The following is a 15,600-nucleotide window of genomic DNA, read 5'->3' as shown; positions in this document are numbered from 1 at the left end:
GTGTTTCACGTGAAACATTTCGATGTCATCGTGATTGGCGGCGGACATGCCGGTGTTGAGGCGGCGGCGGCGGCTGCGCGCATGGGCAAGCAGGTCGCGTTGGTGACCATGTCGGCCCGCGACTTCGGTACGATGTCCTGCAATCCGGCGATTGGCGGTCTGGGAAAGGGTCACCTGGTTCGCGAGATTGATGCGTTGGACGGGCTGATGGGGAAATTGGCCGATGCGGCGGGCATCCAATTTCGGTTGCTGAACCGGCGGAAGGGCCCGGCTGTGCAGGGTCCGAGAACACAGGCTGATCGGGAAGCGTACCGGTCGGCAGCCAATCTGGCGATCAAGGGATATCCGGCGATAACACCGATCTTGTCGGAGGTCACCGGGCTGATCGTTCGCAACGGCGCGGTCGAGGGTGTCCGGCTTGTCGACGACAACCTTCATGCGTCAAACGTCATTCTGACTACCGGCACATTCCTGAACGGTCTTATCCATATCGGTGAGGAGCAGCGCCGGGCCGGTCGTTGGGGTGACAAGGCTTCGTCTCGGTTGGCTGAGGACGTTCGTGAGCTTGGTGTTACCTTTGGAAGGCTGAAAACCGGAACCCCACCGCGCTTGGATGGACGGACAATCGATTGGTCTGTTGTAGGAAGCCAGCCGGGAGATGACCAACCCGAGCTGCTTTCCTTCATGAGCACCGCGCCGATCCTGCGTCAGATCAGCTGTGGTGTTACGCATACCAACGCGCGAACACATGACATTATTCGCGCCAACCTGCATCGATCTGCAATGTATGGCGGCCGCATCGAAGGGGTGGGGCCGCGGTATTGTCCTTCCATCGAGGATAAAATTCATCGCTTTGCCGACAAGGATTCGCACCAGATCTTCCTTGAGCCCGAGGGTTTGAATACGTCTGTTATCTATCCGAACGGGATCTCGACATCTCTGCCAACCGATGTTCAGGAGGCCTACGTTCGCTCCATCGTCGGTTTGGCTAACGCCGAAATCCTTCAGCCTGGCTATGCGGTCGAATATGACTATGTCGATCCCCGATCGCTGGATCGCACGCTGCAACTTCGCGATATCCGTGGGTTGTATCTTGCGGGCCAGATCAACGGTACCACCGGATATGAGGAAGCGGCGGCTCAGGGGCTTCTCGCAGGTCTGAATGCGGCGAACGAAGAACCCATCACCTTCAGCCGTTCGGAATCCTATATCGGTGTCATGGTCGACGACTTGACCAGCCGTGGTGCGACAGAGCCCTACAGGATGTTCACCTCGCGCGCCGAATATCGCCTGTCGTTACGGGCCGATAACGCGGATCAGCGTTTGACGCCGAAGGGGATCGAGTTGGGCTGCGTTGGCGAGGCGCGTAGAGCCAGTTTTATTGCGAAGATGGACCGCCTCAGCGATGCCAAGCAAATGCTCAGTCAACCCAACTATGCTGGCAGGCAGTTGACGGATGCGGGCATCAATGCTGGCAAGGACGGGCGTCGTCGCACGGCCATGGAACTTCTCGCGACAGTCGATGTCGAGCTTGCCGATATTCGGGAGATGGACACGACCCTCCCGAATTGGGATCCGGTAACTGAGCGGCAGGTCAAGATCGACGCCCTTTACGCTCAATACGAGGAGCGGCAGCGGCGCGAGGCCGAAGTCTTGAAACGTGATGAAGGAATCGCGCTTCCACAAAACATGGACTATGCGACGCTGCCCGGACTTTCACGCGAACTGCAAGGAAAGCTGGCTGCAATAAAGCCCCGCTCCATCGCTTCTGCGGCGAAGATCGAAGGCATGACACCTGCCGCGCTTTCCTTGCTGATTGCGACGACACAAAGGGCTGGCCGCGCCAGATGAATGTTTCACGTGAAACAGAAGATCTGCTGCAAACTTACGCGGCACTCATCCGAAAATGGAATCCATCTATAAACCTGGTTGCGCCCACAACGCTGCCGGATCTGGAACTGCGCCATATTGCCGATTCCGCGCAACTTTACGATCTGGCACAGCCGAAATCCGGTTCCTGGCTGGACCTCGGCAGCGGAGGTGGGTTACCGGGTGTCGTCATGGCAATCCTGCTACGCGAGCTTCCGGTCAAGGTAACGCTCGTCGAAAGCGACAAGCGAAAATCTGCCTTCCTCATGACTGCGCGGCGCAGCTTGAACCTGCCAAACCTGTCCGTGAAAAGCCAGAGAATCGAAGCACTTGAACCTGGGAACCACAATTATGTCAGCGCAAGGGCATTGGCATCGCTTGACGACCTGATGCCGCAGCTGCATCGGCAGCTTGCCAGCCATGGTGAAGCGTGGCTATTGAAGGGACGATCCTGGAAGGCCGAGGTCGCGAAAGTGGCAGAGCACTGGTCCTTCGACCTGCAACATTACCAAAGCAAGACCGACCCTGAAGCGGCGATATTGAAACTGAGAGAGATAAGGCGAAATGACTGATACCGTGGTGATTGCCGTTGCAAACCAGAAAGGCGGCGTTGGCAAGACGACGACCGCCGTCAACCTGGGTGCAGAACTGGCTGCGCGGGGCAAGTCGACACTGATCATCGACCTTGATCCGCAGGGTAATGCTTCCACTGGCGTTGGTTGCCCGGTGAAGGGCAGGGACGCCACCTCTTACGACGTTCTGGCTGGCCGCTACGATCTGCAACAGGCTCGTACAGGCACCAGCATCGATAATCTCAGCCTGATTCCATCGACACCGGATCTCAGCTCGGGCGACATCGATTTTTCCACCAGGCCTGACCGCATTCGCCTGCTCAAGGCTGCCATCGATCGGCTGAACGACCAGTCTTATGTTCTGATCGACTGCCCGCCCGCGCTAGGCCTGCTGACGGTCAACGCGCTCGTCGCGGCCGATTCCGTTCTCGTCCCACTCCAGGCAGAGTTCTATGCGCTCGAGGGGCTGTCGCAACTTCTGATGACGGTGCGCGAGGTTCGGCAGGGCGCAAATCCGGCGCTTCGCCTCGATGGTGTCGTCCTGACCATGTATGACGGCAGAAACAATCTGTCGCAACAGGTCGAGGCTGATGCGCGCGCAACACTTGGGGAATTGGTCTACAAAACGATAATCCCCCGGAATGTCCGCATCTCCGAGGCACCCTCGCATGGACTGCCTGTCACGATGTACGATCCTGCGTCAACCGGAAGCCGCGCGTACAAGGCCTTCGCCGACGAATTCCTGAACCGCCAGAAGGAGATGCAGCAATGAGCCAAGGCAAGCGAAGCAGTCTGGGGCGCGGTCTGTCCGCCTTGATGGCCGATCTCCAGACTGAGGAGAACCCCGTTTTGCGTGATGGCGCACTTTCTGTTCCCATCGAGCAGATCACACCGAACCCGGACCAGCCGCGCCGCGTCTTCGATCAGGCCGCCCTGACTGAGCTTGCCGATTCGATCCGGCACAGAGGGATCATCCAGCCGCTGATCGTCCGTCGCCACCCCGACGACGCCAATATCTACCAGATCGTTGCCGGCGAACGCCGCTGGCGCGCGGCGCAGATCGCGCAACTTCACGAGCTTCCCGTTCTCCTTCGCGGCTTCAGCGATGAAGAGATGCTGGAGGTGGCCATCATCGAAAACATTCAGCGGGCCGACCTGAACGCGATCGACGAGGCCGCATCCTACAAGCAACTGATGACCCGCTTCGGCCATACGCAGGAAAAACTGGCCGAGGCACTCGGCAAAAGCCGCAGTCACATTGCCAACCTTCTTCGCCTTCTCAACCTTCCGGAACAGGTCCAGGAATGGGTGCGCGACGAGAAACTGTCAGCCGGTCATGCCAGGGCGCTGGTGACGGCGGAAAACCCCGTGTCGCTGGCCCGAAAGGTTATCGAAAAGGATCTCTCGGTTCGCGCGGTCGAGGCTTTGATGCGCGAAAAGCCCACCGCGCCCACCAGGATTGGCAGGGCTTCGGAAAAGGATGCCGATACCCGCGCGTTGGAAGGGGACCTGTCGGCGGCCCTGAAAATGCGGGTCCAGATCAAGCATGTCGGAACGGAGGGTGGCCAGATGGTGATCACCTATCGCGATTTGGAGCAGTTGGATAAACTATGCCAGATCCTCGCCGGTAGTGCCTGATACGCTTCCGTCAATAACTGAAACGCTCTAGGGATTGTGGGGATTCATCTTGAGTTGATGACGGCGGCGGCGAGATAGATCATTGCGGAGAAGCTTTGGTCGGTTTTGCAGGCGCGCATGGCGATACGCTTGAACTCTTTGAGTTTGCAGAAGAAGTTTTCGACCAAGTGGCGCCATTTGTAGATCTCGGCGTCGATCTTGAGCTTCTGGGCGCGACCGGGATGCTGCGAGATGACGACCTTGGCGCCGCGCTTGTCGAGTTCCTCGACGATCCAGTTGGCGTCATAGGCCTTGTCACCCAGCAGCGCGCCGAAATTGACGCCCTCGATCAGCGGCGCAACGCCGATGGTGTCGAAGCGATGTCCAGGCAGCAGTTCGAAGCGGACCAGATTGCCCAAGGCATCGGTCAGCGCCAGGATCTTGGTCGTCATTCCGCCTTTGGAGCGACCGATGGCCTGGCTCTGAGTCCCCCTTTTGCGCCCTGGCCGTGCCGGTGAACCTTGACGATGGTGGCATCGACCATAGCGTATTCCATGTCAGGTTCTTCCGACAGGGCATCGAAAATTCGCTTGAAAACATCAGCTTCTCGCCAATCGCGGAAGCGCCGGAACGCCGTGCTCCAGTTACCGAACATCGCTGGCAGATCGCGCCATGGACTGCCCGTTCGCACAATCCACAACACCGCCTCCACAAAAAGCCGGTTGTTCCTGCCGCTTCGACCCGGGTCCGTCGCCTTACCCAAGCAGTGCGGCTCCATCTTCGCCCATTGGGCATCGGTCAAGACAAAGCGTTCCATCCAAAGTATGAATCACATCTCCGCCAAAATGGAAATCCTGAATCCCCACAATCCCCAGCCGAAGACCGATTCCGAATACTGATCCCGATTTCATAGCGCAGAAAGCTCAGAAGCTCAAGCGACGGTGACATGATCGACATAATGATTGATCGCAAGCGAGCGCCGATTTCGGCGCCCGTCTCTTTCGCGAATGATCACGTCACTCTACATACGTTGACAGCACCTCACCGCTTTGCGTATCGAAAAGGTGTAGCCGGTCAAGCACAGGCGACAGACGGATCTCGTGCCCTGCGGCCATGTCCAAGCGGTCTTTCAACAATACCGTCCCCTGCTCGCCGCCGATATCGACCGCGATGATGGTTTCGGATCCCGTTGGCTCGACCAGTGTAACAGTGGCCCGGATCGGGCCGTTCGGATCAGGCGCCAACAATTCCGGGCGGATGCCCAGCGTCAGTTTCGTGCCGATTGGGGGACGGCGATCTGCGGGCAAAGGCAGGATGCCGCCGCCCGGCAGACGCAGCCCCTCGGGCACCGCTTCGACGGGCCAGAGATTCATTGCCGGCGAGCCCAGAAAGCCGGCGACAAAGACATTGCGTGGGTTGTCATACAGATCCAACGGGCGGCCCACCTGCTCGATACGGCCGCCATTCAGCACAACGATCTTGTCGGCCATGGTCATCGCTTCGACCTGATCGTGGGTCACATAGATCGTTGTCGTCCCAAGCCGCGAACACAGTGCCTTGATCTCGGCACGCATCTGAACGCGCAGCTTGGCGTCGAGGTTCGACAAGGGCTCGTCGAACAGAAAGACCTGCGGGTCGCGCACAATGGCGCGGCCCATGGCCACGCGCTGCCGCTGGCCGCCAGACAGCGCCGCAGGCTTGCGTTCCAGCAGCGGACCAAGGCCCAGAATCTCGGCCGCCCGGCTGACCTTCTCGGCGATCTCGGCTTTGCCCTGGCCAGCGAGTTCCAACGCGAAGCTCATGTTCTGAGCCACCGTCATTTGCGGATAAAGCGCGTAGTTCTGGAACACCATGGCGATATCGCGGTCCTTCGGCGCGACCTCGTTCACCACACGCGCGCCAATCGAGATGGCGCCGGAGCTGACCTCTTCCAGCCCGGCGACCATGCGCAGAAGCGTGGATTTGCCGCAGCCCGAGGGGCCGACCAGCACGACGAATTCGCCCTGATCGATATCGACATCGATGCCATGGACCACGTCGATGGCGCCATAGGTCTTGCGAAGATCGCGGATTTCAACGTGAGACATGTCAACGCGCCTTTCTGCAGCGGATGGCAAGATAGGGACGGCCCGGCAGCGCGACGCCGAAGGCCGCATCGGGCGCGCGGGGCTGGATGATCTCGCCGTGGCGGATCGGATGATTGGCCGGCGCCTCGACCTTTTCCAGCGGCGTGACGGTCATGTTCCAGGTGTCGATCAGGTCGAGCTGATAATCCCCGTCCTCTTTCGGCAGGCCGAGCGTCCAGATGACTGGCTGATGCTCGCCGAAATAGATGATCGTGGTGTCGCCATCCCGTGCGCCGGAAATCCGATGCCAGGGCCAGCGGATTTCGGGCCCGATCGGCTCAAAGCCATCCCTCGCGTCCTCTTCCAGCAGGTCGCGCAGGAAGCCGATGCGTTTCCAGGCCTGGCCATGCAGTTCGCCGCCCTTGGCCCACCAGAGCAGGTCCTCGGGATGCGAATAGGTCTCGCCATGGCCGACATAGCCGCCGCGCATCATCATCGTCCAAAAGCGGTGGGTCAGTTCCTGCGCCGAGATATTGCCCCAACACTGGATGATATCGCCCTCGTATTCCGGCTCATCATTGATGACCGGCTTGCCCCAGCGGTCGCGCCAGTCCTGCGTGCGCTTCACATCCGGGTGCTGGATGCAGGTATGGGTAACCCAGGGCTTGCGGTGGTCGTAATTCGCATCGGCATGGCCGTTATGGATGGATTTCGGATGCCGATAAGGGTCTTCCTCCCCAAGGATCTGGAAGAAGCGGTCCCAGCGTTCCATCGGCTTGGTGTCGATCATGAAGTCGTATTCATTCGCCAGTGCCCACCACAAGTTGCGGTAGGCAGCGAAGCGCGCGGCGATATAGGCGACATAGTGGTAATCCTGCGCCTCACTCATGTCGCAATAGCCCCAGCGGTCATAGGGGTGAAACATGATCACATCCGCCTCGATCCCGAGATCGCGCAGCCGGCCGATCTGCGTCTCGAAATGGCGAAAGGCGGCGTAGTTCGGCCGGTCGAAATCGCGTTTGCCGTCGACGAGTTCGTAAACGTCATGCAGCGGCTCGTTGGTGTTATAGGGGTAGTCTTTCGGGAAAACCCCCATGCGGATCTTGTTGAAGCGCGTCCCGGAAAGCGTCTTCAGCGTCTTTTCCTGCTCGGCCTCCGGCTGGTGGGTCCAAGCGTAGCAGGTGGTGCCGAAGGACAGGAAGGGCGTGCCATCGGCATAGGCGAAATGAAATTTATTGCGCACCCGCACCGGACCGTGATTGCCTTCGCTGGGCGGCGTCACGGTGAAGCTGCCGGTCTGTCCGTTCAGCGCCGGGGTGGCAGAGCGTGTTTCGAAGCGCCATTCGCCTTCGGCTTCCGGCATGAAGCGCAGCCGGTAGATGCCGTCGCCGTCATAGAATCCCGGCACCCGGATTTCGCGTGCCTTGTGGCGGAAGATCGCGTCGAAGGCCACGTCCAGATAGGGACTGCCGCCCTTCGGACCTCCGAATTCCGCTTCGAAGACATCCCACTTTTCGACTGTCTGTTGGGGCATGTGAGGCTCCTCTAGCCTTTGACCGCGCCCGAGGCGAGGCCCGAGACGAAGTAGCGTTGGAAGATCAGATAGACGAGCACAGCAGGCAGCACGGTGGTCACGATGGCTGCGTTCAACTGGCCGTAATCATTAGAAAATTGTCCCTGGAAGGACATGAGGCCAAGCGGCAGGGTCCATTTTCCGGCATCCTGCATGATCACCAGCGCCATGGCGAATTCGTTCCAGGTGGCGACGAAATCGAGGATGAACAGCGCCGCCAGAACCGGCAGGGTGATCGGCAGGAAGACCCGGCGGAAGGTGGTGAAATGCCCGGCGCCGTCGATGAGCGCCGCCTCGCTCAGCTCCTTCGGCACGCCTCGGAAGAAGCTGTGCAGGATGAAGATCTGGTAGGGAATGCCGAAGGCCAGATAGGGCAGGATCAGCCCGATATAGGTGTTCACCAACCCCAGCGAATTGACCAGCGTGAACAGCGGCGCCAGCATCACCTGGAAGGGGATCATGGTGCCGAAAACGATGAACAGCAGCACCGCCCGATTGAAGCGGCTTTTCATCCGCGCCAGCGCATATGCCGCCAATGCCGCAATGGCGAGGCCGAGCGGCACCTTGATCACCGCCACCAGCGCCGAGTTGAACACCGTGGTCGAGAAGTTGCCACGGTTCCAGGCGACGCCGTAATTCTCCCAGGCGATTTCCGTCGGCGGAGTAAAGGCACCCGTTGCCATCACGTCGCTGGTGGTCTTCAGCGAGGTGAAGACGATGAAGACGAAGGGGGCGATCCAGAGTGCCGCGACGACGATCAACGCGATCCACAGCGCCGCCAGAAGCGGATCGCGGCGGAAGGATTTCAGCATGGCATTCATGACCGGCCCTCGTTTTTCATCGACCAGCGCAGATAGGGGATGACGATGACGACGGTGATCAGCAGAAGGATCACCGAGATCGCACCGCCCCGGCCGAAATCGAAGATCTGCATCGATTGCGTGAAGGCCCAGAGCGCCAGCATCTGCGTCGATTGCGACGGCCCGCCGCCGGTCAGGCCATAGACGATGTCAAAGGCCTTGATCGACTGGATCAGCGACAGAACCAGAACGATGGTGATCGTCGGCATGATCGCCGGCATAGTGACATAGCGGAAGGTCTTCCAGCGCCCGGCGCCGTCGATCTGCGCAGCCTCGACCAGCGAGCGGTCCACGTTCTGCAGCCCGGCGAGGAACAATACCATCGAAAACCCGACCTGCTGCCAGACATAGGCCACGAAGACCCAGTAAAGCGCTGTCTCGCGATTGCCGAGGAAATCTGGGATGCTGGTCCCGAAACCCCAGTTCGTGAGCATCTGCGCGAACAAGCCGAAGAACGGGTCATACATCCAGCGCCACATGGTCGCGACGGCGATCGGCGCGATGATGACCGGCAGGTAATAGATCGCCCTCAGCGCCGAACGCCCGACCAACGGCTGGTTCAGCCCGAGCGCCAACAGAAGCCCGATCAGCGGCGGACAGACCAGCGACAGAAGCGTCCAGATCACCGTGTTGACGAAGGCAGTCCAGAATACCGCATCCTGCGTCAGGACATATCTGTAATTCGACAGGCCGACAAAGACACGCTCGGGGTCAAGCCCGTTCCAGCGTTGGAAGCTCATCATGGTGACGTCGATCATCGGCCAGATCGCAAAAATGGCATAGATGAGGAGCGCCGGGGCGAGAAACAGCCAAGGCTCGTCCTCCATCTTGCGGAACAGGTTTTTCATACCTTGACCCTCGATTGGAAAAGGGCCGGCGGCACGGAACCGCCGGCGGACGGCATCACCCCTGGCTGTCGATGAATTTCTGCATCGCCTCGGCGGCGGCCTGCGGTTCCATCGTGTCGTTGGCGACCTCGTTGATCAGGCGGAAATATTCGGTGGTCTCGGCCAGCGGGAAGGCCTGGTCGCCATTCACGAACATCTGGTCATAGCCCTCGAAGATCCCGCCCCATTCCGCATCCAGCGGGCGCTGGTTTTCATAGGTGACCTGCGAATTCACCGAATTGGTGGTGAAGGTGCCGAGGAAGCGCTGCTGCACATCCTGAGAGTTGAAATAGTCAAGGAACTGGGCCGCGAGGTCCGGGTTCTTCGATTTGGCGCTGATATAGTGATATTCGGCAAAGCCATAGAGACGGTCGGTGCCGGTCGGGAAGGGGAAGATGCCGATATTGTCGAGATCGGTGACCTCGGACAGCGTCTGCACGAACCAGCTGCCTTCCAGCATCATCGCCGCGCGGCCTGCGACAAAGAGATTGGTGGACTGCGCCTGGTCGATGCCCATGAACGGCTTCAGGAAATGGTTGTCGGCCCACCATTTCAGCTCGGTGAAGGCTTCGGTGGCGCAGGGTGTCTCGGTCCAGCTGACCTCCATGCTCATCAGCTTGTCATGGGTCTCGGCGCCGCATTTGGTTTCCAGCAATACGTCCATCAGGCGCATGACATGCCAGTTCACCGTCCCGCCGAAAGTGAAGGCGGGGATGCCGGCCGCGGCGAGCTTCTCGGCATCTGCCTTCAACTCGTCATAGGTCTTTGGCTCCTCGGCGATACCGGCCTTCTCGAACATGTCCTTGCGGTAATACACGACCTCGCCCTTGAACGTATAGGGAACGCCGTGCAGCCCGCCTTCGTAATTGCTGGCAAAGGCCGCGGCGGTTGGGATGAGGCTGTCCTTCCAGCCATATTGCTCGTAATATTTGTCGAGCGGCAGCGACAGCCCGGCATTGACGAATTCACCGCCAAGCCCGCGCCCGGCCCACATGAAGTAGATGTCGGGGCCGCTATCCGAGCCGGCCGCGACGCGCAGCGCAGTCTTGTGGTCGTCGACACCCCGCTGAGTGTAGATGACCTTGACGCCGGGATGGGCGGCCTCGAACTCCTTGGCGATCTCGTTGATCGCGTTGTTGTTGGCCTCGGACGTGAAATTCAGCGTCCAGATGTTCAGATCCTCGGCCTCGGCCGACACGGCGAGGCAGGTGGTCAGGCCGAGCATTGCGATGCCGGCCATTGTCTTGCGATGGGTCATGGGTTCCTCCCTGGTTGCAGTTCCGGCACGGGGGCCGGTCGTCGAAAATCCCGCCCGGCGGCCGGGGTCAGTCGGCCCGGTGGCGGGCCATGTCGACCGCGTGACGCCAGTTCTCGCGGGCGCGAAGGCGGTTGGATTCCTGAAGTTGCGGCGCGAACACAGCGGCACCGCCGGCAGGCGGCGGCACCTCCCTTCCAAGCGCGGCGAGCGCCATGGCGGCAGCCCCGCGGGCGCCGATCTCTGCAATCTCGCTGCGGATCACCGGGTGGCCCAGCAGATCGGCCTGCAACTGCATCAGCCAGTCATTGGCAGAGGCACCGCCATCCGCCCGCAGCATGTCGAGGCTTCGTCCGCAATCCTGCTCCATCGCCTCGAAGACATCGGTGACCTGATGGGCGATAGCCTCGAATGTCGCGCGCGCGAGGTGGGCCGGCTGGCTTCCTAGCGTAAGCCCCGCGACCGTGCCCCGGGCCGCGTCGTCCCAGTGCGGCGCACCCAGCCCGGCAAGCGCCGGGACAAAGCTGACGCCTGCGCTGTCCGGCACGGTCTGCGCAAGATCAGACAGGGCGGCGGCATTGGCGACCCCCAGCATCCGCGCGACGAATTCGGCGGCCTGCGCCGAGACGGTGATATTGCCCTCGACGGCATAATGCGGCTGCCCGGCGGCGGTCCAGCCAATAGTGCCGGACAGGCCATGGGACGAGGCGATGCGTTCCGGTGTCAGCGCCATCAGCGACGAACCGGTGCCGAAGGTCGCCTTGACCTCGCCCGGCCCGGTCACGCCATGGCCGTAAAGCGCCGCATGGCTATCGCCCATCACCGCCCGGATCGGGATCCCTGCCGGTAGCGCCGTCGCCCCTCCAGCGGTCACGCCAAATCCGGCATCCGAGGCGCGCGGTTCCGGCAGCGCATCCAGCGGCGCGCCGAAGATGGTGCAGAGCGCTTCGGAAAAGCGAAGCGCGGCGGTGTCAAAAAGTTGCGTCCGCGAGGCGTTGGAATGATCGGTAGCGAAGACCGCCCCGCCGGTCAGGCTCCAGATCAGCCAGGCATCGACCGTACCGGCGCGCAGCCGGCCCGTCGCGGCCAGTTCACGCGCCTCGGGCAGGTTCTGCATCACCCAGCCCAGTTTCGAGGCTAGAAACAGCGGGTTGATGCCAAGCCCGGTCGCCGCCAGCACCTCGGGCCCATGGCCCGCCGCCTCCAGCGCCGCGCAGGCATCCGCCGTGCGCCGGCATTGCCACAGGATCGCAGGAGCGATGGGCTTGCCCGTCTCGGCATCCCAGACCACCAGCGTTTCTCGCTGATTGGCGATGGCGATGGCTTCGATCCCTTCGGCGCCATTCTGTTCGGCGATCATGGCGATTACGGCGGCCACGCTGTCGCGGATCGCCCCGGCCGATTGCTCGGCCCAGCCATCGGCGGGATAGGTGGACACCAGCGGCGCCGAGGCCCGGTCGATGACCGCCAGCCGGTCATCGAACAACACGGCCTTGGTGTTGGTCGTGCCCTGATCTATCGCCAGGATGCGGGTCATGTGCGCCCAAGCGCCGCGCGCAGCCGCGCGGCGATCCCTTCCGCTGTCAGCCCCGCCTCTTCGAACAGATGTTCGACAGAGCCGGTGGTGCGAAAGCCGTCAAAGCCCATGCGCTCGACCCGGACGGGGTGGTTCGCGGCGGTCCATTCGGCGACCGCCCCGCCAAGCCCGCCACAGATATTCGCCTCCTCCACGGTAACGATCAGGCCGGTCTTCGCGGCTGCTGCCACGGCGTCCTCGTCAAGCGGGCTGACAGTCGCCATGTTCAGGACGCGGATGGCGATCCCTTCGGATTTCAGCAGATCGGCGGCGGCCGCAGCCAGGTGCACCGTCGTGCCATTGGCGATGACGGTTGCGTCGCCGCCCTCGCGCACGAGTTCCGCCTTTCCAGCCCGGAAACTGCGGTTCGGGACGTCGAGATCCGGCACTGGCGTCCGCGAGACGCGCACGAAGACCGGGCCTTCGTGATCGGCCGCCCAACGGATCGCCTGTTCGGTCTCCCAGGCATCGGCGGGCACGATCACGGTGATCTGCTGCATCGGGCGCAGCCAGGCGAGATCCTCGATCGAGTGATGCGTCGCGCCAAGCTCGCCATAGGCAATGCCCGAGGATTGCCCGATCAGCTTAACATTATAGCCCGAATAGGCGATGTCGGCCTTGATCTGCTCCAGCGCGCGGCCAGTCAGGAAGCAGGCGGCGGCCGAGACGAAAGGGATCTTGCCGCCATTGGCAAGCCCGGCGCCGACGCCGATCATGAGCTGTTCGGCAATGCCGACATTGACGGTGCGGTCGGGGAATTTCGCCGCAAAGCCGTTCAGCTTCGACGAGCCGATGGAATCGTTGACCACCACCACGACGCGGGGATCGGCCTCGGCCAGAGCCTCGACGGTCGCCACCCAGGCGTTGCGGCAATCCTTGTAGCTCTGCGGGGCCGCTGCTGCTTGCGCCATCAGACCAGCTCCTCCATCGCTTGCGCATATTGCGTGTCATTCGGCACGCCATGGTGCCATTTGGCCTGATTTTCCATGAACGACACGCCTTTCCCCTTGATCGTATTGGCGATCACGCAGCGCGGCTTCTCGCCGGGTTCAGCGCCGAGAACCTCCAGAAGCGCCGCATGATCGTGGCCGTCGACTTCGGCCACCTCCCAACCGAAGGCGCGCCATTTTTCCGGCAGCGGGTCGAGCGACGAGGTCTCCTCGGTCCCCTGCCCCTGCTGAAGGCGGTTACGGTCGACGATGACGGTCAGCCGGTTCAGCCTGCGATGCCCGGCGGTCATCGCGGCTTCCCAGTTCGAGCCCTCCTGCAACTCGCCGTCGCCGGTCAGCACGAAAGTCCGGAAATCCGCCCCGTCGATCTGGCCCGCAATGGCGATGCCGGTCGCGATTGGCAGCCCGTGGCCGAGCGGGCCGGTATTCGCCTCGACCCCCGGCAGGTATTGCCGGTTCGGATGCCCGTTCAGCTTCGAGCCAGGCCCCATATAGGTCTCCAGCCAGGATTCGGGATAGTAGCCCGCCTTGCAGAGCGCGGTATAAAGCACGCCGGTCGCATGGCCCTTCGACATCACGAAACGGTCGCGGGTGGGCTTGCGCGGATCGGTCGGGTCAAAGCGCAGCACGCCGAAGTACAGTGTCGCGATGATGTCCGTGGCCGAGAAATCACCACCCGGATGGCCAAGCTGCGCCTTGTGGACCATGGTGAAGGCCTGCCGCCGCATCCACAGCGCGTTGTCGCGAATGGTCGCGAGCGTGTTTGACCGATCTGTCATCAGAACCTCCGGGGGTGGAAAAGTTGCGGCTCGGGCGGCGTATCGTGGTCGTAGAAGGGCCAGCCGAGATAGCGGGTCAGTGCCTCGTTCAGCACCGATGCGTGGTGGCCGCGGACCATGGCGACGTGGTGCTCAAAGCCCTGTTGGGTGACAAAACCCATCAGCCGGCGAAGGTTCGGCACCTCGCAGACGGCGATGCCGCCATCCATTCCATAGGGATCGTCGGTGAAATCGCCCTGACCCAGATAGGCTTTCAACCTGCCCGCCGTATCATCCGACGAGACCCGGAAATAGGTCATCGGCCCCGCCTTCACCTTTCCCTTCACGGCGCCGAAGCACTTGGAACGCCCAATCACCTCGCCCAGCACGTCGAGTTCGGCGATCTCGGGCCGGTCGCCAATGAAGGAACGCGGGAAATTGCCGCAATGGGTGCAGACGACCTTGTCCTCGTCGCGGGCGTAGTTGTTGTTCCAGTCGAGGATCGCCGGCGGCGCCTGCGATGCCAGCGCCAGTGCATACATGGACAGCGCGCCCATGATGTCGACCTCGCAGGCCGATGGCATCAGTTCCTCGCCCATCATCGACATGGTGACGCAGGTGGCGCAGCCGAAATTGTCCTGCAGTGAGCGCCAGCACTGGATGGCGCTGGCATCACAGCCGTTTTCCGCGATCCAGCGATTGACCGTGACGGTCCATTTCGCCTGCGTGGCCAGTTGCTCGCTGGTGATATGGGCCGGCACCGTGCCGTAGCCCTGGATCTTCGCGACGATCCGAGCGACCTCGGGATCATCGGCGGACAGGGCGCCGGCGCGGCCCATCAGTTCCGAGAGGTCTGCCGTGACCACGGTGACGCCGGCCTGTTGCAGCAGCTTTTCCGAATAGCGCATGGTCTGGAAGGGCGCCGTGCGCGCGCCGATCGCGCCGAGCCGCGCGCCGCGCAGACCCCGCACCACCCGGCAGACCGAGGTAAAGTGGGCCAGATCGGCGCGGAACTCGTCGCTGTCGATATCGCTGGTGTGATGCGACGGCTCGGTAAAGGGGACGCCGTATTGATAAAAGTTGTTGGTGACAGAGATCTTGCCGCACCAGGCATCGCGGCGATGGGCGACGCCGACCTTGTCATTCTCGTCATTCGCGGCCTGCAGCAGGATCGGCACATCCAGCTTCGCGCGGTTCACCAGTTCGATCACTGCGATCTCGTCACCGAAATTCGGAAGGCAGATGACCAGACCGTCAATGCCCCCATGCCGCCGGAAGTGATCGGCATAAAGCACCGCGTCCTCGATGGACTGTACCGCGCCATTGGCCGTCGCCTCGTAGGGCAGGATCACCGCATCGACATTCAGCGTATCGAGTGCCGCCAGAATCTCGTCGCGGGCCGCCTTGCAGGGGGCGGGGCTGAAAAACGCCCTGCTGCCGATAACGACGCCGAGTGTGATCTTTCGCTGGACCGCGTTAGTCATCCCGAATCTCCCCTCTCCGGATTTAATTTACTTTCGATTACTTTCGTTTTTATGTCCATCACTTTTGCGGGTTGGAGGAAAGTTTTCGTTATCGCACTGATATTCCGTGAATATTCGGCAAGAGCGGGGTTGG

Annotated in this window: 13 protein-coding genes and 1 pseudogene; 4 read left to right on the top strand and 10 right to left on the bottom strand. The window is 61.6% G+C overall.

Going from position 1 to position 15,600, the window contains the following annotated elements; genetic code table 11:
• The first annotated feature begins 9 nt into the window (after positions 1-9).
• The 4 genes from mnmG to Q0330_RS17950 are packed head-to-tail and all read left to right on the top strand — an operon-like array spanning position 10 to position 4,079.
• Complete coding sequence (gene mnmG, locus Q0330_RS17965; RefSeq protein ID WP_299482857.1) at positions 10-1,851, top strand: tRNA uridine-5-carboxymethylaminomethyl(34) synthesis enzyme MnmG; 1,842 nt, start codon at positions 10-12, stop codon at positions 1,849-1,851.
• Positions 1,848-2,441 (top strand): 16S rRNA (guanine(527)-N(7))-methyltransferase RsmG, encoded by a 594-nt coding sequence (gene rsmG, locus Q0330_RS17960; protein WP_299482854.1) that lies wholly within the window; start codon positions 1,848-1,850, stop codon positions 2,439-2,441. The genes mnmG and rsmG overlap by 4 nt, the downstream gene beginning before the upstream one ends.
• Positions 2,434-3,213: a ParA family protein gene (locus Q0330_RS17955; RefSeq protein ID WP_299482851.1), complete on the top strand. Its 780-nt coding sequence runs from the start codon at positions 2,434-2,436 to the stop codon at positions 3,211-3,213. The genes rsmG and Q0330_RS17955 overlap by 8 nt, the downstream gene beginning before the upstream one ends.
• Complete coding sequence (locus tag Q0330_RS17950; RefSeq protein WP_299482848.1) at positions 3,210-4,079, top strand: ParB/RepB/Spo0J family partition protein; 870 nt, start codon at positions 3,210-3,212, stop codon at positions 4,077-4,079. Before Q0330_RS17955 ends, Q0330_RS17950 begins: the two co-directional genes overlap by 4 nt.
• A gap of 44 nt (positions 4,080-4,123) precedes the next feature.
• Here Q0330_RS17950 and Q0330_RS17945 read toward each other — a convergent pair.
• From Q0330_RS17945 to Q0330_RS17900, 10 genes and pseudogenes are all read right to left on the bottom strand, one after another.
• Positions 4,124-4,836 (bottom strand): annotated as a pseudogene (locus Q0330_RS17945) (IS5 family transposase).
• A 238-nt stretch (positions 4,837-5,074) separates the two neighbouring features.
• On the bottom strand, positions 5,075-6,145 hold the full coding sequence (gene ugpC, locus Q0330_RS17940) for a sn-glycerol-3-phosphate ABC transporter ATP-binding protein UgpC (protein ID WP_299482845.1): 1,071 nt from the start codon (positions 6,143-6,145) through the stop codon (positions 5,075-5,077).
• A 1-nt stretch (position 6,146) separates the two neighbouring features.
• Positions 6,147-7,658, bottom strand: coding sequence for a DUF5060 domain-containing protein (locus tag Q0330_RS17935; protein WP_299482842.1), 1,512 nt, complete (start codon positions 7,656-7,658; stop codon positions 6,147-6,149).
• Positions 7,659-7,669: 11 nt separating this feature from the next.
• Positions 7,670-8,509, bottom strand: coding sequence for a carbohydrate ABC transporter permease (locus Q0330_RS17930; protein ID WP_299482839.1), 840 nt, complete (start codon positions 8,507-8,509; stop codon positions 7,670-7,672).
• 5 nt (positions 8,510-8,514) lie between these two features.
• Positions 8,515-9,405, bottom strand: a complete 891-nt coding sequence (locus Q0330_RS17925) for a sugar ABC transporter permease (protein ID WP_299482836.1) — start codon at positions 9,403-9,405, stop codon at positions 8,515-8,517.
• Between the two features lie 55 nt (positions 9,406-9,460).
• On the bottom strand, positions 9,461-10,702 hold the full coding sequence (locus Q0330_RS17920; protein ID WP_299482833.1) for an ABC transporter substrate-binding protein: 1,242 nt from the start codon (positions 10,700-10,702) through the stop codon (positions 9,461-9,463).
• A 67-nt stretch (positions 10,703-10,769) separates the two neighbouring features.
• Positions 10,770-12,236, bottom strand: a complete 1,467-nt coding sequence (locus tag Q0330_RS17915) for an FGGY family carbohydrate kinase (RefSeq protein ID WP_299482830.1) — start codon at positions 12,234-12,236, stop codon at positions 10,770-10,772.
• The gene (locus tag Q0330_RS17910) at positions 12,233-13,186 is read right to left on the bottom strand and encodes a transketolase C-terminal domain-containing protein (RefSeq protein WP_299482827.1); all 954 of its coding nucleotides are present in this window, start codon (positions 13,184-13,186) and stop codon (positions 12,233-12,235) included. Before Q0330_RS17910 ends, Q0330_RS17915 begins: the two co-directional genes overlap by 4 nt.
• Entirely contained in the window at positions 13,186-14,004 is an 819-nt protein-coding gene (locus tag Q0330_RS17905; protein WP_299482824.1) for a transketolase, read from the bottom strand. The genes Q0330_RS17910 and Q0330_RS17905 overlap by 1 nt, the downstream gene beginning before the upstream one ends.
• Positions 14,004-15,467 (bottom strand): fucose isomerase, encoded by a 1,464-nt coding sequence (locus tag Q0330_RS17900; protein ID WP_299482821.1) that lies wholly within the window; start codon positions 15,465-15,467, stop codon positions 14,004-14,006. The genes Q0330_RS17905 and Q0330_RS17900 overlap by 1 nt, the downstream gene beginning before the upstream one ends.
• Between the last annotated feature and the right edge of the window lie 133 nt (positions 15,468-15,600).

Source organism: uncultured Paracoccus sp. (assembly GCF_937873615.1).
Taxonomy (GTDB): Bacteria; Pseudomonadota; Alphaproteobacteria; order Rhodobacterales; family Rhodobacteraceae; genus Paracoccus.
This window is presented reverse-complemented; position numbering and strand designations above follow the sequence as displayed.

What these genes read in the sequence shown, in the direction of transcription:
- Q0330_RS17930 (WP_299482839.1), bottom strand. Translation starts at nt 8,509, where the DNA reads ATGCTGAAATCCTTCCGCCGCGATCCGCTTCTGGCGGCGCTGTGGATC.
- Q0330_RS17920 (WP_299482833.1), bottom strand. Translation starts at nt 10,702, where the DNA reads ATGACCCATCGCAAGACAATGGCCGGCATCGCAATGCTCGGCCTGACC.
- Q0330_RS17935 (WP_299482842.1), bottom strand. Translation starts at nt 7,658, where the DNA reads ATGCCCCAACAGACAGTCGAAAAGTGGGATGTCTTCGAAGCGGAATTC.
- ugpC (WP_299482845.1), bottom strand. Translation starts at nt 6,145, where the DNA reads ATGTCTCACGTTGAAATCCGCGATCTTCGCAAGACCTATGGCGCCATC.
- Q0330_RS17925 (WP_299482836.1), bottom strand. Translation starts at nt 9,405, where the DNA reads ATGAAAAACCTGTTCCGCAAGATGGAGGACGAGCCTTGGCTGTTTCTC.
- Q0330_RS17905 (WP_299482824.1), bottom strand. Translation starts at nt 14,004, where the DNA reads ATGACAGATCGGTCAAACACGCTCGCGACCATTCGCGACAACGCGCTG.
- Q0330_RS17950 (WP_299482848.1), top strand. Translation starts at nt 3,210, where the DNA reads ATGAGCCAAGGCAAGCGAAGCAGTCTGGGGCGCGGTCTGTCCGCCTTG.
- Q0330_RS17910 (WP_299482827.1), bottom strand. Translation starts at nt 13,186, where the DNA reads ATGGCGCAAGCAGCAGCGGCCCCGCAGAGCTACAAGGATTGCCGCAAC.
- rsmG (WP_299482854.1), top strand. Translation starts at nt 1,848, where the DNA reads ATGAATGTTTCACGTGAAACAGAAGATCTGCTGCAAACTTACGCGGCA.
- Q0330_RS17955 (WP_299482851.1), top strand. Translation starts at nt 2,434, where the DNA reads ATGACTGATACCGTGGTGATTGCCGTTGCAAACCAGAAAGGCGGCGTT.
- Q0330_RS17900 (WP_299482821.1), bottom strand. Translation starts at nt 15,467, where the DNA reads ATGACTAACGCGGTCCAGCGAAAGATCACACTCGGCGTCGTTATCGGC.
- Q0330_RS17915 (WP_299482830.1), bottom strand. Translation starts at nt 12,236, where the DNA reads ATGACCCGCATCCTGGCGATAGATCAGGGCACGACCAACACCAAGGCC.